General features: G+C 66.2%; 19 protein-coding genes. 10 read left to right on the top strand and 9 right to left on the bottom strand.

Annotated elements, in window-relative coordinates:
- Positions 1-62: 62 nt before the first annotated feature.
- The 5 genes from MRY80_RS22785 to MRY80_RS22765 form a co-directional block, all read right to left on the bottom strand.
- Positions 63-1,601: a DHA2 family efflux MFS transporter permease subunit gene (locus MRY80_RS22785; RefSeq protein ID WP_293293540.1), complete on the bottom strand. Its 1,539-nt coding sequence runs from the start codon at positions 1,599-1,601 to the stop codon at positions 63-65.
- Positions 1,602-1,697: 96 nt separating this feature from the next.
- Positions 1,698-2,834: an HlyD family secretion protein gene (locus MRY80_RS22780; RefSeq protein ID WP_293293539.1), complete on the bottom strand. Its 1,137-nt coding sequence runs from the start codon at positions 2,832-2,834 to the stop codon at positions 1,698-1,700.
- The gene (locus tag MRY80_RS22775) at positions 2,831-3,316 is read right to left on the bottom strand and encodes a MarR family transcriptional regulator (RefSeq protein WP_293293538.1); all 486 of its coding nucleotides are present in this window, start codon (positions 3,314-3,316) and stop codon (positions 2,831-2,833) included. The genes MRY80_RS22780 and MRY80_RS22775 overlap by 4 nt, the downstream gene beginning before the upstream one ends.
- Before the next feature lie 99 nt (positions 3,317-3,415).
- Complete coding sequence (locus tag MRY80_RS22770; protein WP_293293537.1) at positions 3,416-4,153, bottom strand: hypothetical protein; 738 nt, start codon at positions 4,151-4,153, stop codon at positions 3,416-3,418.
- A gap of 30 nt (positions 4,154-4,183) precedes the next feature.
- Complete coding sequence (locus MRY80_RS22765) at positions 4,184-4,513, bottom strand: YnfA family protein (protein WP_293293536.1); 330 nt, start codon at positions 4,511-4,513, stop codon at positions 4,184-4,186.
- A gap of 89 nt (positions 4,514-4,602) precedes the next feature.
- Here MRY80_RS22765 and MRY80_RS22760 point away from each other — a divergent pair, with 89 nt between their 5' ends.
- The 4 genes from MRY80_RS22760 to MRY80_RS22745 all read left to right on the top strand — a co-directional run bounded on the left by MRY80_RS22760 (position 4,603) and on the right by MRY80_RS22745 (position 9,370).
- Positions 4,603-5,517, top strand: a complete 915-nt coding sequence (locus MRY80_RS22760; RefSeq protein ID WP_293293535.1) for an aminotransferase class IV — start codon at positions 4,603-4,605, stop codon at positions 5,515-5,517.
- Positions 5,518-5,564: 47 nt separating this feature from the next.
- Positions 5,565-7,373 carry a translation elongation factor 4 gene (gene lepA / locus MRY80_RS22755; RefSeq protein WP_293293534.1) on the top strand — a complete coding sequence of 603 codons (1,809 nt, stop codon included), beginning with the start codon at positions 5,565-5,567 and terminating at the stop codon, positions 7,371-7,373.
- A 22-nt stretch (positions 7,374-7,395) separates the two neighbouring features.
- Positions 7,396-8,280: an alpha/beta hydrolase gene (locus tag MRY80_RS22750; protein WP_293293533.1), complete on the top strand. Its 885-nt coding sequence runs from the start codon at positions 7,396-7,398 to the stop codon at positions 8,278-8,280.
- Positions 8,281-8,485: 205 nt separating this feature from the next.
- A complete protein-coding gene (locus MRY80_RS22745) occupies positions 8,486-9,370 on the top strand; it encodes a DUF4375 domain-containing protein (protein ID WP_293293532.1) in 885 nt (294 codons plus the stop codon).
- A gap of 103 nt (positions 9,371-9,473) precedes the next feature.
- Here MRY80_RS22745 and gyrB read toward each other — a convergent pair whose 3' ends face one another.
- Positions 9,474-11,933: a DNA topoisomerase (ATP-hydrolyzing) subunit B gene (gene gyrB / locus MRY80_RS22740; RefSeq protein WP_293293531.1), complete on the bottom strand. Its 2,460-nt coding sequence runs from the start codon at positions 11,931-11,933 to the stop codon at positions 9,474-9,476.
- A gap of 177 nt (positions 11,934-12,110) precedes the next feature.
- Between gyrB and MRY80_RS22735 the strand changes: the two genes are divergently transcribed.
- Positions 12,111-13,145 (top strand): ATP-grasp fold amidoligase family protein, encoded by a 1,035-nt coding sequence (locus MRY80_RS22735; RefSeq protein ID WP_293293530.1) that lies wholly within the window; start codon positions 12,111-12,113, stop codon positions 13,143-13,145.
- Between the two features lie 11 nt (positions 13,146-13,156).
- On the opposite strand, the gene MRY80_RS22730 is transcribed toward MRY80_RS22735, so the two are convergent.
- Positions 13,157-13,810: a TetR/AcrR family transcriptional regulator gene (locus MRY80_RS22730; protein ID WP_293293529.1), complete on the bottom strand. Its 654-nt coding sequence runs from the start codon at positions 13,808-13,810 to the stop codon at positions 13,157-13,159.
- A 138-nt stretch (positions 13,811-13,948) separates the two neighbouring features.
- Between MRY80_RS22730 and MRY80_RS22725 the strand changes: the two genes are divergently transcribed.
- Complete coding sequence (locus MRY80_RS22725; protein ID WP_293293528.1) at positions 13,949-15,073, top strand: efflux RND transporter periplasmic adaptor subunit; 1,125 nt, start codon at positions 13,949-13,951, stop codon at positions 15,071-15,073.
- Between the two features lie 40 nt (positions 15,074-15,113).
- Positions 15,114-18,224 carry an efflux RND transporter permease subunit gene (locus MRY80_RS22720; protein ID WP_293293527.1) on the top strand — a complete coding sequence of 1,037 codons (3,111 nt, stop codon included), beginning with the start codon at positions 15,114-15,116 and terminating at the stop codon, positions 18,222-18,224.
- Positions 18,225-18,242: 18 nt separating this feature from the next.
- Here the strand turns inward: MRY80_RS22720 and MRY80_RS22715 are convergent, their stop codons facing one another.
- The gene (locus MRY80_RS22715) at positions 18,243-19,172 is read right to left on the bottom strand and encodes a LysR substrate-binding domain-containing protein (RefSeq protein WP_293293526.1); all 930 of its coding nucleotides are present in this window, start codon (positions 19,170-19,172) and stop codon (positions 18,243-18,245) included.
- 111 nt (positions 19,173-19,283) lie between these two features.
- Here MRY80_RS22715 and MRY80_RS22710 point away from each other — a divergent pair, with 111 nt between their 5' ends.
- Both MRY80_RS22710 and MRY80_RS22705 read left to right on the top strand, forming a co-directional pair.
- Positions 19,284-19,469 (top strand): hypothetical protein, encoded by a 186-nt coding sequence (locus MRY80_RS22710; RefSeq protein WP_293293525.1) that lies wholly within the window; start codon positions 19,284-19,286, stop codon positions 19,467-19,469.
- Positions 19,466-20,254, top strand: coding sequence for a methyltransferase domain-containing protein (locus tag MRY80_RS22705; protein WP_293293524.1), 789 nt, complete (start codon positions 19,466-19,468; stop codon positions 20,252-20,254). The genes MRY80_RS22710 and MRY80_RS22705 overlap by 4 nt, the downstream gene beginning before the upstream one ends.
- Positions 20,255-20,274: 20 nt before the next feature.
- On the opposite strand, the gene MRY80_RS22700 is transcribed toward MRY80_RS22705, so the two are convergent.
- A complete protein-coding gene (locus MRY80_RS22700) occupies positions 20,275-21,900 on the bottom strand; it encodes a long-chain-fatty-acid--CoA ligase (protein ID WP_293293523.1) in 1,626 nt (541 codons plus the stop codon).
- A 151-nt stretch (positions 21,901-22,051) separates the two neighbouring features.
- Here MRY80_RS22700 and MRY80_RS22695 point away from each other — a divergent pair, with 151 nt between their 5' ends.
- The gene (locus MRY80_RS22695; RefSeq protein WP_293293522.1) at positions 22,052-22,387 is read left to right on the top strand and encodes a cupin domain-containing protein; all 336 of its coding nucleotides are present in this window, start codon (positions 22,052-22,054) and stop codon (positions 22,385-22,387) included.
- The last annotated feature ends 10 nt before the right edge of the window (positions 22,388-22,397 follow it).

The raw sequence follows: 22,397 nt of genomic DNA, 5'->3' as shown, positions 1-22,397 counted from the left end.
CAAGCGGTCGAATTGTAATGAAATGTATCCGGACCGGCATGCCGGCCCGGACGGGGAGGCCCCTATTCGGCGTGCGCCATCGCGGCTGCGCCGGGGGGTGCGGCCTTCGGCTTGCGCAGGAACAGGGCCAGCGGAACGGCGGCGAGCGTGATCATCATCATCAGCTTGAAATCGTCCACATAGGCGATCATCAGCGCCTGGGCGGAGACCAGCCTCTCCATGATCGACAGTGAGAGCGGGTCGCCGGCCTGCGCGCCCGGCAAGACCGCGCCAAGGGCCGGGTTGAAGGGCGAGATCGCGGTCGACAGTTCGGCGTGGTTGATCTGCATGTTGCGGGTCAGCATCACCGTGACGATGGAGATGCCGATCGACGAGCCGATGTTGCGGACCAGCGAGAACAGGCTTGCCGCATCCGTGCGGTATTGCGGGGCGAGCGTCGCGAAGGCCACCGTCGAGAGCGGCACGAAGACGAGGCCGAGGCCCAGCCCCTGGATGATGCCGGAGACGATGATGATGCTGTCGTCCATCTGCGGCGTGAAGCCGGTCATCATGTGCAGCGACCAGGCGGTGATCAGCAGGCCGGAGACGACGAGGACACGGGCGTCGACCATGCGAACCAGCCGCCCGACGAGGATCATCGAGATCATCGTCCCCGCGCCGCGCGGGGCCATCACCAGCCCGGTGAGCACCGTGGAATGGCCGAACAGGGTCGAGAGCATCGGCGGCAGAAGCGCCATGGAGGCGAGCAGCACGATGCCGACGACGAAGATGAAGATCAGCCCGGTGACGAAGTTGCGGTCCCGGAAGATCGTCGGGTCGATGAAGGGGTCGCGCGCGGTGGCCAGATGGATCGTGAAGACCCAGAAACCGGTCACGCACAGGCCCAGCTCGATCCAGATCTCGGCGGCGGAGAACCAGTCGACCTCGGCGCCGCGATCCAGCATCAATTGCAGGGCGCCGACGCCGAGCGACAGCATGGCGAAGCCGAAGAAGTCGAAGCCGCGCAGCCGCACCGCGACCTTCGGCAGGTAGGCGGCGCAGCCGAGAAAGGCGACGATGCCGACCGGCAGGTTGATGAAGAACACCCAGCGCCAGTTCATGGCCTCGGTCAGCCAGCCGCCCAGCGTCGGCCCGATGATCGGCCCGACCATGATGCCGGCGCCCCACATCGCCATCGCCTGGCCGTGGCGCTCGCGCGGGTTGATGTCGAGCAGGAAGGTCTGGGAGAGCGGCACGATCGCGGCGCCGAACAAGCCCTGCAGGAGACGGAAGAGCACCATGCTCTCCAGGCTCCAGGACAGGCCGCAGAGCATCGACGTCACCGTGAAGCCTGTGATCGTGGCGAGAAACAGTTCGCGCCGGCCGAACCGGTCCGACAGCCAGCCGGTCACCGGCGTCGCGATGGCGGCGGCGACGATATAGGAGGTCAGGACCCAGGTGATGGTGTCCTGGGAGGCGCCAAGGTCGCCGGTCATTGACGGCAGGGCGACGTTGGCGATGGTGGTGTCGAGCACCTGCATGATCGTCGCCAGCATGATCGAGACGGTGATCAGGCCGCGATGCGCGACGTTTTCATGCGTGGCTTCGGATGCCTGGCTCATTTTTCATTCGTCCAAACGGGGTTAGGCCCGCCCACGACTCCGTGGTTTGGGTTGCGGAGGAGGTCAGTACGTGGACGGGCCTGACTGGCGCGGCGCTTACTCGGCGGCTCTTGCCGCCGTCGTGCCGAACATGGAAGGAAGGCCGCGCGAGACGCCGGTGTCGACCTCGACAGTCGCGCTCATGCCGGTGCGCAGCGCCATCTGCGGATCGACGCCTTCGACCTTGAAGCGCACGGGGATGCGCTGCGAGACCTTGACCCAGTTGCCGGTCGCGTTCTGCGCCGGGATCAGCGTGAATTCCGACCCCGTGCCGGCGCCGATGCTTTCGATACGCGCCTGGACCGAATGGCCGGGGAAGGTGTCGAAGCGGATCTCGGCTTCCTGGCCGGGCTTCATGTGGGTGATCTGCGTTTCCTTGAAATTCGCCTCCACCCAGCTCTCGCCGTTTTCGACCAGCGAGAACAGCGCCGTGCCGGAGGAGATCAACTGGCCGACCTGGAAGGACGACGCCTGCGAGATCACGCCGTCGGCAGGGGCCGTCACGGTCGTGCGGCTCAACGAATAGGCCGCCTGGTCACGCGTCGCGATGGCCGCCAGCACGGAGGGATGGCGGTCGGTCTCGATCTCGGGATCTCCACCCAACGCGGCCAGAGCACCGGTCACCGCCTCGTTGGCGGAAGCGAGCGTGTCGCGGGCCTGGGTGAGATTGCGCTTGGTCTCGTCGAGGGCAGCGCGCGTCGCGATGCCCTTGCCGGTGAGCGTGTTCTGGCGGTCGAGCTCGCCCTGGTAGTAGGCGACGTCGTTTTCGGCCGCGCGCTTGCCGGCGACCGCCTGGCTGTAGGCGGCGCGCAACTGGCCGACATTAAGCCGCGCGGCCGCCAAAGCGGCCTCGGCCTGGTCCAGCGCGATGCGATAGGGTTCAGGGTCGATCACGAACAGCACGTCGCCCGCCGCAACCGCGGCATTGTCCACGACATGGCTCTCGATGACGCGGCCGGAGGCCTGCGCCGCGATCGACATCTTGGCCTGCTGCAGATAGGCGTTCTCAGTTTCCTGATAGCGGCCGCCGGTCACCCAGACATAGCTGCCGCCAGCCAGCAGCGCCGCGGGCAGGGCCAGCATCAGGATCGTGCGCAGCGGCTTGCGCTTGCTCTTCGTCTCGGCTTCCTGGCGTTCCCAGACGTCGCCCGTCGGTTCAGCGGATTTTTCTTCCGTTTTCGTCATCGCGTTCATTTGGCAGTTCCCATCTTCGTCGCGGCGCCGCCGACGGTGCATTCACCGTCGGACAGGTTGTCGCAAATCGTCTTCAATCCCTTCATCAGGACCAACCGCTCCTCGTCCGAGAGGCCGGCCAGAGCCGTCTCGTAGACTTCCGCGGCCATCTCCTTGACCTTGCCGAACACCACCCGCGCCTTGTCGGTTGGAAACGCCATGCGCACCCGGCGGTCGTTGGCGTCGGGCCGGCGCTCCACCCAACCGCCCTCTTCCATCCGGTCGAGAAGCCGCGAGACGCTGATCGGCTCGATCTCGAGCAGTTCGGCCAGCCGCGCCTGAGCGGCACCCTCTTCCTTGACCAGCAGAACGAGCATGCGCCACTGCGCCGAGGAGAGCCCGTATTCGGAGCCGCGCGCCTCGAAATGCTTGCGCAGCAGGCGCGTCGCATCGTGCAGCATGAAGCCGAGACTGGTTCGTGGATCGGAGGTCATGAGCCTCATATATTATAAGCATGCTCATGTTTCAAGCCGAATCTTCATCGCACGCGGCCACGGCCGGCTCAGGTTCTAGAGGTGGCCAGGACAGTGCCTCGGGGGTGTTCAGGCGGGTGAAACCGACCGCGCCGCCATGGCCTCCCAGGCGGGCAGCGCCTGCGCCTCGACGCGTGCGAGATGCTCGGGAAGCTCGGGCGGCAACTCCATGCTCGCGGGTTTCGAAAAGCCCGTCGATTGCCAGATCGCGTCGTACCAGTGCCGGCCCCAGACGCCGTCCTCCGGGCGCGGCCCCTTATCCCAGGCGAGCATCGCCGGATCGAAGGGAATGCCGATCGCCGCACACAGCGCTGTCAGCACGCCTTCGGGGTCGACGAGGATGTCCTCCGACGCGACGACCACCGGCGGCCTGCCGGTCAGTTCGCTGACATGCCGGTCGATCTCCAGCATGCGGCGGTAGCCGATATCGGCTTCCGACACGCTCTCCTTCTTCTTCGCGTAGCTTGCGAGGACGCGGCGCGGATGGCGGATGAGAAACACATTCGTCGCGCTGGCGGCCCAGTCGAGCGGAAAGCCCTCTAGCATGTGGTGGGGCATGTGCTTCTGGTAGCAAAGCGGCGTGGCGAAGGGCCCGCGGCACTGTGTCGCCACGTTCTGAGGATCGCACTGCATCGACGCCATCACCTCGTCGCGCATCGGATGGTCGGCGCCCGAAGCGGCGAGATAGGCGCCGTAGAAAGGCTCGTCCATGGCGATACAGTCGGCCCGATTGCCGAAGGCGCGCATCATTGCCGTCGACAGATTGCGCGGCCCCGACCACATGGCGATGATTTTCGTGTCCGGCATCGTTGTCATCTCCCGGTGTCAGTATGGGCTTCAGGCGGCGGACCGCGGGCCGGCGAGGATGACGACCGCCCCGAGAATGCAGATGGCAGCGCCTATGACGTCCCAGCGGTCCGGCCGCGCACCTTCGACAAACCAGAGCCAGCCGATCGACGCGGCGATGTAGACCCCGCCATAGGCCGCGAAGGCGCGGCCGGCGGCCGGGCTCCCGACCTGCGTGAGCAGCCAGGCAAAGAGCGCCAGCGAGGCAAGCGCCGGCAGCAGCCACCATGCGGACCGGTCGAGCCGGACGACGGCCCAGACGGCGTAGCATCCGGCGATTTCGGCCAGGGCGGCCCCGAGATAGGCGGCGACAGTGGGCATGGTCCCTCTTTGGGCGAAGGCGCGGCCGGTTCCGGTTGACCTTTGCGGCGCGTGCGTTGCTATTGCGCCAGCATGCATGGGAGCCCGCGATGCACAAGGACCGCACGACCACACATGACGCCGAGCACGATGCGCGCAACGACGCCATCCTGATCTGGGTCAATGGCGAGTTGAAGCCGCGCGCGGAGGCGACCGTGTCGGTCTATGATTCCGGCTTCCTGCTCGGCGACGGCATGTGGGAGGGCTTGCGCCTGCACAAGGGCCGGTGGGTCTTCTTCGACGACCACATGGACCGTCTGCTTTCCGCCTGCAAGGCGGTGTCGCTCGATATCGGCATGGACCGCGCCGGATTGCTGGCCGCGCTGAATGCGACCGCAGAAGCAAACGCGATGACGGACCGTGTCCACGCCCGGCTGATGGTGACGCGCGGGCCGAAGATCCGGCCCTTCCAGCATCCTTCGCTGTCGCGCTCCGGACCGACCGTGGTCATCATCATGGAACATTCCGCCCCCGCCCCGGCGGTGCGAAGGGGCGTGACGCTCGCCACAGTGCCGCAGGTGCGCGGCCTGCCGATGAGCCAGGACCCCAAATACAACTCCCACTCCAAGCTCAACTGCGTTATCGCCTGCCTGCAGGCGGAAGAGGCCGGCGCCGATGAAGGGCTGATGCTCGACCCGCATGGCTTCGTGAACACCACTAACGCCTGCAATTTCTTCATGGTCCGCAAGGGCGAGGTGTGGACCTCGACCGGCGACTACTGCATGAACGGCATCACCCGGCAGAAGGTCGCCGACGCCTGCCGCGCCAACGATATCCCGGTCTTCGAGCGTAATTTTTCGCTGGTCGATGTCCATGCCGCGCAGGAAGCCTTCCTCACGGGCACGTTCGGCGGGCTGACGCCGGTTGCGTCGCTCGACGGCAAGCCGTTCCCTGAGACCGACGGCCCGATGACGAAAAGGCTGCGTGCACTCTACGACGAGCTGGTCGACCGCGACTGCGCCTGACCAAAATCGCGCTTTCCGCCGTGCCGCTTTGCGCCTATATGGGCGCAATGACCGATACACCCCTCTCAAACATCCGCAATTTCTCCATCGTCGCGCATATCGACCACGGCAAGTCGACGCTCGCCGACCGGCTGATCCAGATGACCGGATCGCTGGAAGAGCGCGAGATGAAGGAGCAGGTGCTCGATTCCATGGACATCGAGCGCGAGCGCGGCATCACCATCAAGGCCAACACGGTCCGGCTCGAGTATGACGCCAAGGACGGCCAGCATTACGTGCTGAACCTGATCGACACGCCCGGCCATGTCGACTTCGCCTACGAGGTCTCGCGGTCCCTGCGCGCCTGCGAGGGCTCGCTGCTGGTCGTCGACGCCTCGCAAGGCGTCGAGGCGCAGACGCTGGCGAATGTCTACCAGGCGATCGACGCCGACCACGAGCTCGTCACCGTTCTCAACAAGGCCGACCTGCCGGCCGCCGAGCCGGAACGCGTGAAGGAGCAGATCGAGGAGGTGATCGGTCTCGACGCCTCCGACGCGCTTCTGATCTCGGCCAAGACGGGCCTCGGCGTGGACGCCGTGCTGGAAGCGATCGTCAACAAGCTGCCGGCGCCCAAGCAGGGCGACGAGACCGCGCCCCTGAAGGCGATGCTCGTCGATTCCTGGTACGACGCCTATCTCGGCGTGATCGTGCTGGTGCGCGTGATCGACGGGACGCTGAGAAAGGGCCAGTCCATCCGCATGATGGGCACCGGCGCGAAATATCCGGTCGACCGCGTCGGCGTGCTGACGCCGAAGCTCGTCGTGGTGCCGGAACTCGGCCCGGGCGAGATCGGCGTCATCACCGCCTCGATCAAGGAAGTGGCCGACACCCGCGTCGGCGACACGATCACCGAGGACAAGCGCCCCTGCGAGCAGGCCCTGCCGGGCTTCAAGCCGGCGCAGCCGGTGGTGTTCTGCGGCCTTTTCCCGGTGGACGCCGCCGATTTCGAGGATCTGCGCTCGGCCATCGGCAAGCTGCGCCTCAACGACGCCTCCTTCTCCTATGAAATGGAGACCAGCGCGGCGCTCGGCTTCGGCTTCCGCTGCGGCTTTCTCGGCCTGCTTCACCTGGAGATCATCCAGGAGCGCCTGAGCCGCGAATTCGACCTGGACCTGATCGCCACCGCGCCTTCGGTCGTCTATCGCATGAACATGACCGACGGCACGACGACCGAACTGCACAATCCGGCGGACATGCCGGACGTGGTGAAGATCGCCTCCATCGAGGAACCGTGGATCAAGGCGACGATCCTGACGCCGGACGACTATCTCGGCGCGATCCTGAAATTGTGCCAGGAGCGGCGCGGCATCCAGACCGACCTCTCCTATGTCGGCTCCCGTGCCATGGTGACTTACGAGTTGCCACTGAACGAGGTGGTGTTCGATTTCTACGACCGACTGAAATCCATCTCCAAGGGCTACGCCTCCTTCGACTACACGCTGGAAGGCTATCGCGAGGGCGACCTGGTGCGCATGTCGATCCTGGTCAACGAGGAGCCGGTGGACGCCTTGTCGATGCTCGTGCACCGCACCGCGGCGGAAAAACGCGGCCGCGTGATGTGCGAGAAGCTGAAAGACCTGATCCCGCGCCACATGTTCAAGATCCCGATCCAGGCGGCCATCGGCGGCAAGGTGATCGCGCGCGAGACGATCTCCGCCATGCGCAAGGACGTGACCGCGAAGTGCTATGGCGGCGACGTGACCCGCAAGCGCAAACTTCTGGAAAAGCAGAAGGAAGGCAAGAAGCGCATGCGCCAGTTCGGCAAGGTGGAGATCCCGCAGGAGGCCTTCATCCAGGTCCTGAAGGTCGAGAGCTAGGCCAACCCCGGAAGCGAAGCCGATGCCGACATCGCCCGCCGATCCGATTGGCGACCCTCTCGCCCCGCTGCGCCCGCTCGGGACCGAGTTGACGCCGGACCTCGTGCGCGGCACCTATGCGTTCGTCACGCCGCTCGCCGTCCGGCTCGATACCGACACGACCGAAGCGCGCTACGACATCGCCTATGGAGTGCATCCGCGCCACCGGCTCGACGTCTACCGACCGGCCGGGGCGGCGGTCGAAACGGTGGTCGTCTATGTGCATGGCGGCGGCTTTTCGAGCGGCGACAAGGGCGGCGAGGGCCAGACCTTCTTCGGCAATGTCGGCGCCTGGGCGGCGCGATGCGGCTTCGCCGCCGTGGCGATGAACTACCGGCTCGCGCCGGAGGCGCAATGGCCCGCAGTGAGCGAGGACATTCGCGACGCTGTCCGGCACCTCTCCGGCAATACGGCCGAGCTGTTCGGCGCCAAGCCGCGCATCGTGCTGATCGGCCAGTCGGCGGGCGCGGTCGCCGTGGGGCAGTATCTCGCCGGACAGGTCGGCCCGGTCGATCCGGCGGTCGCCGGAGCGGTGCTGATGTCGGGCATCCATGATTTCGTCCGGCACGAGCACGGCCCCTTCGAGGACGCCTATTTCGGCACCGACCCGGCCCGCTTCGCAGACCACAGCGCGCTGTTCGCGCTCGCCCGGCTCGACTTGCCGATCATGTTCACGTTGTCTGAACTGGATTCGCCGCGCTTCCACCGCCAGGCAGCGTTCATCGTGGAGGCGTGGATGGAGGCGAAGGGCCATTGGCCCGCCCTGCACTATTTGCCCGGACACAACCACATCTCGCCCGCCCCGCTGATCGGCTCGCCGATCGACACGGTCGGCCCGATGATCGAGCGCTTCGTGGCGGCGCTTTAGGTTTCGGCCAGGACGGGCTGCGCGTGCGCACTGTATCGCCGGCCCGAGCCCCTGCGCCCTTTACCCAATCGTAGCCTGATCGCTTCACACTGCCGGCACTCGAGAACCCGGAGTGGCCAGCATGCCTCCATCATTCGGACGCAGATCGAATTCCGGCGGCAGCGCGCCGCCCGGTAGGGGTGAGGAGCCGCCGCGGGGTTCGTCGATGCCGGTCATCGTGCGCCGTTCGGACGCCGCGCCGGTTCCGAATGCATATGGCGAATACTATCTGGTCGAGGCGGTCGCCCGTTTCGCCGAACACGCGGCCGAACGAGCCGGACGCGGCTGGGACGCCATCCCGCCTGAGGCCCTGCAGGTCAATTGCGTGTTCGACTATGTCGGCCAAGTGGAAAATGGCGGACACAGCCAGTTCGTCGCCAACCGTCGCGGCGAGTTGAGCGAATGCCTGTCGAATGTCGCCGCGGGCCTGCGCGCGGTCGGTGCGGACGGCAATCTGGCCATCATCGAGGATCTGCGCGCATGGCTTGCCGGAAACCCCGATGAAGCCGCCCGCCAGACCGGTTTTGCGGGCGGCCGCGCCGCAGCGCTTGATGCGCTGGATGACCGGTTCCGGGCGCTCTGGAAAGCCGGTCCGCTCGACGCGACATTGGCGGCGTGGATCGCTGCATGGCCGAACCTGCGCGTGGTCGAGGACGCCGACTATGACGCTGCAATCCGACAGCTCTTGGGAACCGTCACGGACAAGGGCAACCGCTTCGCCACCGCCAAGGCGGAGCAGATCGCCCGCGCGGTCGAGAAGGGCGGGATCGCGGACGCGGACATGGTCGTTCGCACCGCTGTCGCGCTCGATCTTCTCTTAAGGATCGCCGGGTTCCAAAACGCCATGGTCGATCTGCGGCCTGACGCGGGGCAAGCGGACGCGCCCGAAGGGCCTTCGAGGTGGATGGTCTTCTGCGATCTCGCGCCCCATTTCGCCATCGTCGGCGAAGTCGCCGTGCTCGTCGCCGTCGGCGCGGACACGCCTGCGGCACGGGCCACTCATGAGGAAATCGAGGCGCACCGGCGCCTTCTCGAAGGCCAGGCCGGTTAAGCCGCTAGATCTGTCACCCGCCGGACTGGCGGGTGGCGCATGACAGGTCACGGCCGACCCGCTGCAGTCGCGAGAGCGAGGAAAGGGGCGAGTGGCCTCGCCCCTAGAAGTCCAGGTTGGCCACGTTGAGGGCGTTGTCCTGGATGAAGTTCTTGCGGGGCTCCACCTCGTCGCCCATGAGCTGCGAGAAGAGCGAGTCCGCGTCGGTTGCGTCGTGGACCTTGACCTGCAGCAGCGAGCGGGCCTCCGGGTCGAGCGTCGTTTCCCACAGCTGCTCGGCGTCCATCTCGCCCAGACCCTTGTAGCGCTGGACGGTGAGCCCCTTGCGGCCGAAGGCGAAGACGAGGTCGATGAGCTGCATCGGGCCGGAGACGCGGTCGCCCACTTCCTTGCGGCGCAGAACCGGCGGTTCGCCATAGACCTCGGCCATGCGGCCCGTCAGCGCGTGCAGGGCGCGGGCGTCGGCCGAGCCGATCAGCGCCGCGTCGAGGATCACCGCTTCCTTCACACCGCGCACCGTGCGCTCGAAGATGTAGCCGCCGGCACCCGGCTCGTTGGACGGGTTAACCCGGCCGGTCCATCCGCGCTCGGTCTCCTCGGCGATCATGTCGAGCCGCTCGGCGACGCGCTGCGCCATCGGATCGGCCCGGCCGGGATCGGCCAGCACGGCGACATCCATCGCGCCGGCGATCGTCGCCTGCTCGACCACGGAGCGGTCGTAGCGCGTGTGCAGCCCATTGAGGATGGAGCGCATGTAGAGCGCGGTCTCGATGACGGTGCGCAGGTCCTGGCGGGCGCGCACTTCACCGGATGTCAGCTCCAGCGCCGTGTCGTCCAGCGACAAGTCGATGAGGTAATCCTCCATCGCCTTCTCGTCCTTGAGATACTGGCTCTGCTTGCCGCGTGTCACTTTGTAGAGCGGCGGCTGGGCGATGTAGAGGTAACCGCGCTCGATCAGTTCCGGCATCTGCCTGAAGAAGAAGGTCAGAAGCAGGGTGCGGATGTGGGCGCCGTCGACGTCGGCGTCCGTCATGATGATGATCTTGTGGTAGCGCGCCTTGTCGGCGTCGAACTCGTCCTTGCCGATGCCGGTGCCGAGCGCGGTGATCAGCGTGCCGACTTGGTCGGACGAGAGCATGCGGTCGAAGCGGGCGCGCTCGACATTGAGGATCTTGCCGCGCAGCGGCAGGATCGCCTGGTTCTTTCGGCTGCGGCCGCCCTTGGCGGAGCCGCCGGCGGAATCACCCTCGACGATGAAGATCTCGGATTTGGCCGGGTCCTTTTCCTGGCAGTCGGCGAGCTTGCCGGGCAGCGAGGTGATGTCGAGCACGCCCTTGCGGCGTGTCAGTTCGCGGGCCTTGCGGGCCGCCTCGCGCGCAGCGGCGGCCTCGACGACCTTGCCGACCAGGGTCTTGGCTTCGCCCGGATGCTCTTCCAGCCATTCGGCCAGATGCTCGTTGACGAGGCTCTCGACCACTGGACGGACTTCCGACGAGACCAGCTTGTCCTTGGTCTGGGAGGAGAATTTCGGGTCGGGCACCTTGACGGAAAGCACGCAGGTCAACCCCTCGCGGCAATCGTCGCCGGTCAGCGAGACCTTTTCCTTCTTGGTCAGGCCGGAGCGCTCGGCATAGCCGGTGACCTGGCGGGTCAGCGCGCCGCGGAAACCGGCCATGTGGGTGCCGCCGTCGCGCTGCGGGATGTTGTTGGTGAAGCAGAGCACGTTCTCGTGGTACGAGTCGTTCCACCACAGCGCCACTTCCACCGTGATGCCGTCCTTCTCGCCGGTGATGTAGACCGGCATGTCGATCAGCGGCTTCTTGGCGCGGTCGAGATAGCGCACGAATTCGATCAGCCCGCCCTCATAGACCATCTCGGTCTCGCGCCGGTCCGCGTGGCGCTCGTCGGTCAGCTTGATGTGGACGCCGGAATTGAGGAAGGCCAGTTCGCGCAGCCGGTGCTCCAGCGTGTCGAAGCTGAACTCCGTCATGGTGAAGGTTTCCGACGACGGCAGGAAGGTGACCTCCGTTCCGGTGTAATCACCCGCGTCACCCGTGACGGCGAGCGGCGCGTCGGCGACGCCGTGGGTGAAGCTCATCTCGTGGAACTTGCCCTTGCGGCCGATCTTCAGCTTGAGCGAAACCGACAGCGCGTTGACCACCGAGACGCCGACGCCGTGCAGGCCGCCGGAGACCTTGTAGGAGTTCTGGTCGAACTTTCCGCCCGCATGAAGCTGGGTCATGATGACCTCGGCGGCCGACACGCCTTCTTCCGGATGCAGGTCGACCGGAATGCCGCGACCGTTGTCGGTCACCGTCACCGAACCGTCGGCATTGAGCTTCACCGTCACCAGGTCCGCATGGCCGGCGAGCGCCTCATCGATGGCGTTGTCCACAACCTCGTAGACCATGTGATGCAGGCCGGAGCCGTCATCGGTGTCGCCGATATACATGCCCGGACGCTTGCGCACCGCGTCGAGCCCCTTCAGGACCTTGATCGAACCGGCGCCGTACTCGGCACTGCCGGCGGGAATTTCTTCAGGGATTTCAGGCGTTTCGCTCATAAGAGTCCGTTCACTGCAGGGCGCGTGGCGCAGACGGCGGCGGCCGTCCGAATCAAGCGCTGGGAATGTCTGAAATATATAGGATTTTCAGGGGGAAATGCCAAATCGCGCGGCGGCCGGCATGGACATCGCGGCCGCCGTGACTATGGTCCGCCGCGCATCCGTTTGGGGGACACGATGCCACCGCCTATCTTTCCGCCCGACAGGCGGCCACCTTTCGACGCGCAGTCGCGCTGGATCAATCTGTGGGGCCACGTTGCGCATGCGCGCGCCGTGCGCACGTTCCGCAAGCATCTGCGCTACCTGCCGAACATCGCGTTTCCGACCACGTATCACGAGAAGATGCTCTGGCGGCGGGTGTTCGACCACGACCCGGCTTTCGCGCGGTTCTGCGACAAGCTGGAGACCAAATCGATCTTCGCCGCGCTCGACCCGCCGATCGCGACCGCGCCGACGCTGTGGACGGGGACGGATCCGCGCGACCTGCCCGACGACCTGTTCGGCCCCGGCATCGTGGTGAAATGCAACGCCGGCAGTCGGCGCAACTGGTTCGCCGGCGAGGCGCCCGACCGCGCTGCCTTCGAGGCCGAGGCGCGGCGATGGATGGCCAAGCCCTTCGGCACGAAGAACAGCGAATGGGCCTATCGCTCTGTCGACCGGCGGATCTATGCCGAGCGGATGCTTGCGCCCGACCGGAGGGCGCTGGACGAACTCAAGATCCACATGATCGGCGGCGAGGTCTATTTCACGGTCGTCTATCGCGAGGAGAACACGCCGACGAGCAAGTCGGCGCTGTTCGATGCAGACGGGCGCCGGCTCGCCGTGCGCAATTCTATGGCGCGGATTAGGCCCGAGCGCAGGCTGCCGCCCGACTACCGGCTGCCGGACTGCTATCCGCAGGCGCTGGCCGCGGCGCGGACGCTCGCGCGGGGCCGCGACTATGTGCGCGTCGATTTCTTCGTCATCGACGGCCGGCTGCATGGCGGCGAAATCACCGTCTATCCGACCGCCGGCCTGATGACGAATTCGCATCCGGATGTGATCGCCGACATGAGCCGCCGCTGGGACCTGCGCCGAAGCTGGTTCTGCTCCACGCCTCAAATGGGTTGGCGCGAAAATTATCGCCAGCGACTGGTCGCCTGGTGCGAGGCGCGTTTCGAGAACGAATTGCCGCCGGTGGATCTGCCGCTCGAACTTGCGGACGGCGTTTGAGTCAAACCCGCTCACACCTGGCCGGCAATGCCGCGTTCGAAGACGCGGATGGCGAGATCGAGCCGGCGGTGGAAGGCCGCCTCCACGGTGTCGCCGTGTCGCGGCTGGACGAGGTGGCCGATGACGTTTTCATGGGCCATGTCGGCGAGCAGGCTGGCCGCCGCCGCCGTGTCGTCGATCATCAGCTCGCCGCGCGCGACGGACCGGTCAAGCTCGGCGCGGATCAGGGCACGCACCGCGTGCGGGCCTTCCTGCAGGAATTCGCGCGCCAGATCCGGCTGGCGCTCGGCTTCGGCGACGACGGCGCGCAATATGGCGGTCGGAATGTGGCCCGGAAGTTCGTCGCAACTCGGCGACAGCAGAAGACGCAGGCGATCTGCCAGCGGCAACGCCGTCTCTTCCTCGGTCAGCGGACGCGTGACGGCGTTGCGGATGCGCTGGATGATGGCCGAGAACAGGGCGGCGCGATTGTCGAACACGTCGTAAAGCGTACGTTTCGACATGCCGGCCTCGCGTGCGATCGCGGACATGGACGCGCCCGCGAGGCCGCGCCTCAGAATGACTTGCTGCGCCGCGTCGAGTATGCGCGTCTCGCGCGCCTCTGCATCGAGCAGCGGCGGCCGGCCCGGGCCGCGCGCGACGGTGCTGCACCCTTTGAAACCCATGGCAAAGCCACCTCCCTTCGCATCTGCAGCAAAACACTTGCACGCAGTGCGAAACAGATATTATAAAACCAACCGGTTTTCAAATTAGCCGAAGGGCGTGTTCCTGCCCCTCGCACATCCAATTTCCAGGAGCTCCGCATGAAGCCCGTGCGCACCGCACTCTTCGCCTGCCTTTTGGCAGCCGCGTCGCCCGTGACGTCGGCCCTCGCGCAGATGCCGCCGCAAGGCGAGCGCCCGCCGACGCCCGTGACCGTCGTGACGGTCAAGCAGGAAGACGTCACCATCACCTCCAAGCTGCCGGGCCGCATCGTCGCGTCGGGCGTGGCCGAGGTGCGGCCGCAGGTCAACGGCATCATCGTCGAGCGCCTGTTCCAGGAAGGCTCGCGCGTCGAGGAGGGCGACGTTCTCTACCGCATCGACCCCGCGACCTACGAGGCGCAGGTTGCAGCCGCCCGCGCCGCCGTCGCGCAGGCGCAGGTGAACCTCGATTCCGGCGAGCGCGAACTGAAGCGACTGCAGGCCCTGCAGGCCAAGAGCGTCGCCAGCGAGCAGACGGTCGACAACGCGCTGACCGCCCGCGACGCCGCGGCAGCGGCATTGCAGGTGGCCAAGGCGCAGGAACTGGCCGCCGGAATCGACCTGGAGCGCACCACGATCCGCGCCCAGCTTTCCGGCACGATCGGCCGCACGCTGACGACGCAGGGCGCACTCGTGACCGCCGGACAGGCGAGCGCGCTTGCCGTGATCCGCAAGCTCGATCCGGTTTATGTGGACGTGATGCAGTCGGCCGCCGAGATCATCGCCTGGCGCCGCGAGGGCGGCGCGGATGCCGGCCGGGCGTCGCAGAGCGACGTCGCGCTGACCCTGGCTGACCGGACCCGATACGAGCATCTGGGCCAGTTCACGGCGACGGAGCCGAACGTGGACGAACAGACCGGCGTGGTGACGGTGCGCATGCAGTTCCCCAACCCGGACGAGTTGCTGCTGCCCGGCATGTATGTGCAGGTGGAAGTGCCGCAGGCCGTCGTGGCTGGCGCGGTGCTGGCGCCGCAGGAAGGCGTCACGCGTGACCGCAATGGCGGCGCGACCGCCATGGTCGTGAATGCGGAAGGCGTGGTCGAAGTGCGCCCGCTGACCGTCATCGGCGACCGCGACGCCTACTGGATCGTCTCGCAGGGCCTGCAGGACGGCGACCGCATGATTGTCGCCGGCTTCCAGAAGATCGCGCCCGGCGCGAAGGTGGCCCCGCAGGAACGCCAGTAGTCCGCCAGCCAGAACCGATTTCCTTTCAGCGGAGGCCGCAATGGCACGCTTCTTCATCGACCGGCCGATCTTCGCCTGGGTGATCTCGATCATCATCATGGGGGCCGGCGTCCTGTCGATCCTGACCCTGCCGGTCTCGCAATATCCCGAGATCGCGCCGCCGACGATCAGCGTGCGCGCCGCCTATCCCGGCGCCTCGGCCGAGACGGTCGCCAACACGGTGACCCAGATCATCGAGCAGCGGCTGACCGGCCTCGACGGATTGCGCTATTTCTCATCCAGTTCGACCTCGTCGGGCACCGCCTCCATCACGCTGACCTTCGAGACCGGGACCGATCCCGACATCGCCCAGGTGCAGGTGCAGAACAAGCTGGCCCAGGCCACCCCGCAACTGCCGGAGATCGTGCAGCGGCAGGGCGTCACCGTGCAGAAATCCTCCGCCAGCTTCCTGATGGTGATCGGCCTGATCTCCGACGACGGCGCGCTGAGCCAGGTGGACCTGTCGGACTATCTCAACACCACGCTGGTCGACGAGTTCAGCCGGCTTGAAGGCGTCGGCGAGGTGCAGGTCTTCGGCTCCAAATACGCCATGCGGATCTGGCTCGACCCGTCGAAGCTGGCCGCCTTCGAGCTGACGCCGTCTGACGTCGTCGGCGCGGTCGCCTCCGAGAACGCGCAGATTTCGGCCGGCGCCTTCGGCACGCTGCCGGCCGTCGCCGGACAGCAGCTCAACGCCACCATCACCGCGCAGTCGCTTCTGTCGACGCCGGAGGATTTCGAGCAGATCGTGCTGCGTGCGGAAACCGACGGCGGCCTGGTGCTGCTCAAGGACGTGGCCCGTGTCGAGGTCGGCGCGCAGGACTATTCCACGATCGCCCGTTACAACGGCAAGCCCTCCTCCGGCATGGCGATCCGCCTGGCCGCCGGGGCCAACGCGCTGGAAACCTCGGAACTCGTTCGCGACAAGATCGAGGAATATTCAGCCTTCTTCCCGGAAGGCGTCTCCTACGTCATCCCCTATGACACGACGCCCTTCGTGAAGATCTCCATCGAGGAGGTCATCAAGACGCTGATCGAGGCGATCGTGCTCGTCTTCCTCGTCATGCTCCTGTTCCTGCAGAACATCCGCGCGACGCTGATCCCGACGCTGGCCGTTCCGGTCGTGCTGCTTGGCACCTTCGGCATCCTCGCGCTGGCGGGCTTCTCCATCAACACGCTGACGATGCTTGCCATGGTGCTGGCGATCGGCCTTCTCGTCGACGACGCCATCGTCGTCGTCGAGAATGTCGAGCGCATCATGGAGGAAGAAGATCTCGGCCCGATGGAGGCGACCCGCAAGTCGATGGGCCAGATCACGGGCGCGCTGATCGGCATCGCGCTGGTGCTGTCTGCGGTGTTCGTGCCGATGGCCTTCTTCGGCGGCTCGACGGGCGTCATCTACCAGCAATTCTCCATCACCATCGTCTCGGCCATGGCGCTGTCGGTGGTCGTCGCGCTGACGCTGACGCCGGCGCTCTGCGCCACGCTCCTGCGCAAGAAGGACGCCCATCACGTCAAGCGCGGCCCTTTCGGCTGGTTCAACCGCTTCTTCGACGCGATCAGCCGCGGCTATGTCGGCACGGTCGGCGGCATCATCAAGCGGCCCTTTCGGGTCGGCGTCATCTATCTCGCCATGGTCGGCGGCATGGCGTGGATCTTCACCCAGACCCCGACGGGCTTCCTGCCGGACGAGGACCAGGGCATCCTGCTCGCCCTCGTGCAGGGCCCGACCGGCGCAACCGCCGAACGCACGCTGGAGGTGGTCAAGCAGGTCGAGAACCACTTCCTGGAGACCGAAGCCGAGAACGTGGATTCCGTCTTCGGGGTGGTCGGCTTCTCCTTTGCCGGCCAGGGCCAGAACATGGGCCTCGCCTTCATCCGCATGAAGGACTGGGAGGAACGCCCCTCGCCGGCGCAAAGCGTGCAGGCCGTCGCCGGGCGCGGCTTCGGCCGGCTGCTGGCGATCCAGGACGCCATGGTGTTCCCGATCGTGCCGCCGTCGGTGCCCGAACTCGGCATCGTCTCTGGCTTCGACTTCTACCTGCAGGCACGCAACGGCCAGAGCCACGAGGACCTGCTCGCCGCGCGCAACCAGATGCTCGGCATGGCCGCGCAGAGCCCGCTGATCGCGTCGGCGCGGCCTTCCGGCCTGGAGGACGCAGCGCAGTACCACCTCGACATCGACTGGCGGGCCGCCGGCGCGATGGGGCTCTCGGCCACCGACGTCGCCCAGCTTCTGTCGGTCGCCTGGGCCGGCTCCTACGTCAACGACTATGTGGACAATGACCGCATCAAGCGCGTCTACGTGCAAGGCGAGCCGGATGCTCGCGCGACGCCGTCTGACATCACGCGGTGGCGGGTGCGCAACGCCAGCGGCGGCCTCGTGCCGTTCTCCAACTTCGCCGAGGGCAGCTGGACCTTCGGGCCGCAGGGCCTGAACCGCTACAACGGTGTCGCGGCGATGCAGATTCAAGGCAGCCCGGCGCCCGGCGTGACCACGGGCGAGGCGATGGCCGAGATCGAGCGGCTCGCCGCCCAGTTGCCCGGCTACGCCGTCTCGTGGACGGGCCTGTCGCTGGAAGAACGCGAATCGGGCAACCAGGCGCCGCTGCTCTACGCGCTGTCGCTCGCCGTCGTCTTCCTCTGCCTCGCCGCGCTCTACGAAAGCTGGTCCATCCCCTTCGCGGTGATGCTGGCGATGCCGATCGGCATTCTCGGCGCGCTGACCTGGACATGGCTCGGCGGCTTCCAGAACGGCGTGTTCTTCCAGGTCGGCCTCCTCACCGTGATCGGCCTGACCGGCAAGAACGCGATCCTGATCGTCGAGTTCGCGCGCGACCGTTTCGAAGCGGGCGAACCGCTGCTCGACGCGGTGCGCGAGGCCGCGCGCCAGCGCTTCCGCCCGATCATCATGACCTCGATGGCGTTCTCGCTGGGCGTGTTGCCCCTGGTCTTGTCGTCCGGCGCGGGTTCCGGCGGCCGCACGGCGATCGGCTCCAGCGTCCTCGGCGGCACCATCGCGGCCACCGTCCTCGGCATTCTGTTCGTGCCGATGTTCTTCGTTCTGGTGACGCGACGCAGGAAGCAGGGCGCCACTGAGACGAAAGCCTGACACGCGGCGCCGTGACCCTCACTCCGGCGCGTTGTCTTCGATTGGCCGGGGCCTGACCGCAAGCGCGGCGGCCTCGGCCTTCATCCATTCGCCCAGCGCCTCAATGCGGGGATCTCGTATCCGGGTCTCCGGATAGACGAGATGGATGCCCTGCGGCCGCTCGATCATCAGAGGGTGGAGCCGCACGAGATGCCCCGCCTCCTCGTCGGACGCGGTCATGCGGATATCGCCCAGAAAGACACCGTTGCCCGACAACGCCGCATCGAAAGCGAAGGCGCGATTGTCGTAGGAGGTGATCTTCAGGTCCGCCGGCGGCGCGAAGCCGACCGCCTCGAACCAAGTCGGCCAGTCCTCATGCCACTGGGTCGCGGTGACGAGCGGCATCGCAGCGATCTCGGCCGGATCGAGGTCAGGCGCTCGGCCGGCGAGAAGTTTCGGCGCGCAGACCGGACCGACACAATCGCCATGGATCGGAATGCAGCGCAGGCCCGGCCAGTCACCAGCGCCGAAGCGAACGGCCGCATCGACGGACGAGGCCGCGAAATCCACGAGATCGAAGGAGAGCGCCGCCTCGATCTCGAGCTCGGGATAGAGCGCGCGGAAACGCTCCAATCGCGGCAGCAGCCAGCGATTGCCGTAAAACGGCGCGACCGACAGGCGAAGCCGGCCCGTCATGCGCTTGCGGTCGATCTCCGCCGTCGCGGCCGCGATCAGCGCGAAGGCCTCTCCCAGCCGTTCGGCATAGGACTCAGCCTCTCCGGTCGGGCGCACCTCGCGGGTGCCGCGCACGAACAAGGCAAGACCGAGCGTGTCTTCCAGCGCCTTGATCTGGTGGCTGATCGCCGCCTGCGTGACGAAGAGTTCGCTTGCCGCACGCTTGAAGCTGCGATGCCGCACCGCCGCCTCAAGGGCGCGCAGCTGCTTGAACGAGGGCATCCGGTTCGGCATGGCGACACATTAGTTTTTCTAATCCATCTTCGAAATTAACATCGTTTGTTGTCAAGGCCGGTGGACCGCTACGCTTTCCGTCAGGGCAGATTGAGCGAAAGGAACACGGCAATGCGGCACACATCCACCCAAGGTGTAACCATCGACCTCGCCTTCTACCGGGCGGGCTTCACCATCGCTTCGCTCGACCGCATTCGGCCGGCGCCGGCGCGCAAGCACCCGGAACCCGAGGCGCGCGGCGAACAGCCGGTGCGGGCGGCTTCCAGTTATCCGACGCACGGAAGGGGCCGGTCATGAGCGCGGGTGCTGCCGAGCATGCCCTCTATTACTCAGACAGCCTGATCGAGAACCTGCAGCTTCGCTGGGGCGAAGGGTTCATGTCGCCCGGCGGCGCAGCGGAACTGGCCCGTATGTTCGAAGGCGTCGATCTTTCCGGCGCATCTGTCCTCGATCTCGGTTGCGGGATCGGCGGATACGACCGGGTGCTGGTCGAGACACTCGGTGCGGACCGGGTCACCGGCATCGACATCGATGCGGCGTCGGTGGCGGCCGCGCATGCGATGGCTCGCGCTTGCGGGCTTTCGACGCGGCTGGATTTCCGGGTCGTTGCGCCCGGGCCTCTGCCCTTTGCGGACGGGGCCTTCGACATCGCCTACAGCAAGGATTCCATCGTCGACATCCCGGACAAGTCGGCTGTGCTGAGCGAGATGCACCGGGTGATCAGGCCCGGCGGGCAGGTCGTCATCAGCGACTGGTTCCGCAGCACGGCGCCTTACACCGACGAAATGCGCGCCTGGGCGACGACCGGCGACGAGACCTACGAGATGGACACGATCGAAAACGCAGCGGCCTATCTGGCCGAGGCGGGTTTCGAGGACATCCGCATGGACGACCGCAACGACTGGTTCCGGGACTTGGCGCGCGACGAATACGAGCGGCTGAAGGGGCCGCTTTTCGAGACCTATGTCGAGAAGTTCGGCCCCGACCAGGCGCGCTCCTCGGTGGAGAACGCCCGCATCCGGTCGCTGCTTGCCGATCAGGGCCAGTTGCGCCCCGGCCATGTGCGGGGACGCAAACCGTAGGCCCGAGCGGTCATACCGCCCTAGCCGGGGAACCGGTAGTGGGCGAATTGCTCGCGCAGCGCCGTCTTCTTGATCTTGCCGGTCGCCGTGTGGGGAATTTCATCGACGAAGGCGACGTCGTCCGGCATCCACCATTTCGCGACCTTGCCGTCCATGAACCCCAGAACGCCGTCACGCGAGGGCGAACAGCCCTCCTTGGCGACGATAACCAGGAGCGGGCGCTCGCCCCATTTGTCGTGCGGCAGGCCGATGACAGCGGCCTCGGCGACATCGGGATGGCCGACGGCCAGGTTTTCCAGGTCGATCGAGGAGATCCACTCACCGCCCGACTTGATGACGTCCTTGGAACGGTCGGTGATCTGCATGTAGCCGAATTCGTCGATATGGGCGACGTCGCCCGTGTCGAACCAGCCATGGCTGTCGAAATGATCGGCGCCGTCGCCGCCGTAGTAGGACGAGGCGACTGCCGGGCCGCGCACCTTCAGCCTGCCGAAGGTCTTGCCGTCCCAGGGGAGTTCGTTGTCGTCATCGTCGGTGATCTTCATCTCGACGCCGAAGGGCGCCGGGCCCTGCTTCTGCTTGATGTCGAGCAGCGCGTCGCCGGTGCGGTCGGCATATTCCGGCTTCATCGTGCACAGGCTGCCGAGCGGGCTCATCTCGGTCATGCCCCAGGCGTGAATCACCTCGACGCCGTAATCCTTCTCGAATTTCTCGGTGATCGCGCGCGGGCACGCCGCACCGCCGATGACGACCTTGTTGAGATAGGGCAGCTTGTTGCCGGTCAGCTCGAGATATTGCAGCAGCATGAGCCAGACGGTCGGAACGGCGGCGGTGAAGGTGACCTTCTCGGTATCGAGCAGTTCATAGATGGATTGGCCGTCCATCTTGCCGCCCGGCATCACCATCTTGGCGCCGATCATCGGGCTGGACTGGCCGAGGCCCCAGGCATTGGCGTGGAACATGGGAACGACCGGCAGGATGACGTCTTTCGCGCCGATGCCCATGGCGTCGGGCATGCAGGCCATCATCGCGTGCAGCACGTTGGAGCGGTGCGAATAGAGCACGCCCTTCGGGTCGCCCGTCGTGCCGGAGGTGTAGCACATACCACAGGCCGCGTCCTCGCCGACATCGGCCCACTCGAAATCGCCGTCGGCCTCCTTCAGCCACTCCTCATACGCGACGACATTTGTCAGCGCCGTCTCGGGCATGTGGGCGGCATCGGTCATGACGATGACCTTGCGCAGCGATTCCACCGCCGGCGCTAGCTTTTCGACGAGCGGCATGAATGTCAGGTCGGTGAAAATGGCGCGATCGGTCGCGTGGTTCATGATCCAGGCGATCTGCTCGGGAAACAGGCGCGGATTGAGCGTATGGTAGACGCCGCCCATGCCCATGATGCCGAACCAGGCCTCCAGATGGCGGCCTGTGTTCCACGCAAGCGTGGCGATGCGGTCGCCCGGCTTGTAACCCTCGCGCGTCAGAAGCTGCGCGATCTTCTTCGAATTGGCGTGAATGCCGGCATAGGTGGTGCGGGTGATCGGCCCCTCGATCGAGCGCGAGACGACCTCGCGATGCGGATGCTGCCTCGCCGCGAAATCGATGATCTTGTGGCAGACGAGCGGCCACTCCTGCATCAGTCCAAGCATGCGTCTCCTCCCAAAGATGCTTCGAAGCGAGTGTGGTCGAGAGACGGGGGAAATGTCCAGAGACTTCGGATCCGACGTGGCGCGATCAAAAACTGTCGTAACGTAAGCTTCCTTGATAGTGTTCGATCCCATCGACGGGAGGAGAGCACCGATGCAACTGCCAGAATTCATTCGCGCCTTTCACGGCATCGATCTGCCGATGCCGCAAGACGCCGTGTCGACCCATGCCATTCGCTCGGAACAGGGCCTGATGGTGATCTTTTCCGCCCACAAGGACATTGCGGTGCCGCCGCATTCGCACAAGGGACAGTGGGGCACCGTGCTGGAGGGCGAGCTCGAACTCACGATTGGCGGGCAGACGCGGGTCTACAAGCCCGGCGAGAGCTATGACATCCCCTCCGGCGTCGAGCACAGCGCACGGCTGTCCGCCGGCTCAAAGGTGATCGATATTTTTGAGGAACCGGACCGCTACGCGCTCAGATCCTGACACGTAACGG

The sequence above is a fragment of the Oricola sp. genome (genome assembly GCF_022763245.1).
Lineage (GTDB): Bacteria > Pseudomonadota > Alphaproteobacteria > Rhizobiales > Rhizobiaceae > Oricola.
The sequence above is the reverse complement of the archived record's forward strand: the minus strand, read 5'-3'. Positions and strand labels throughout refer to the sequence as shown.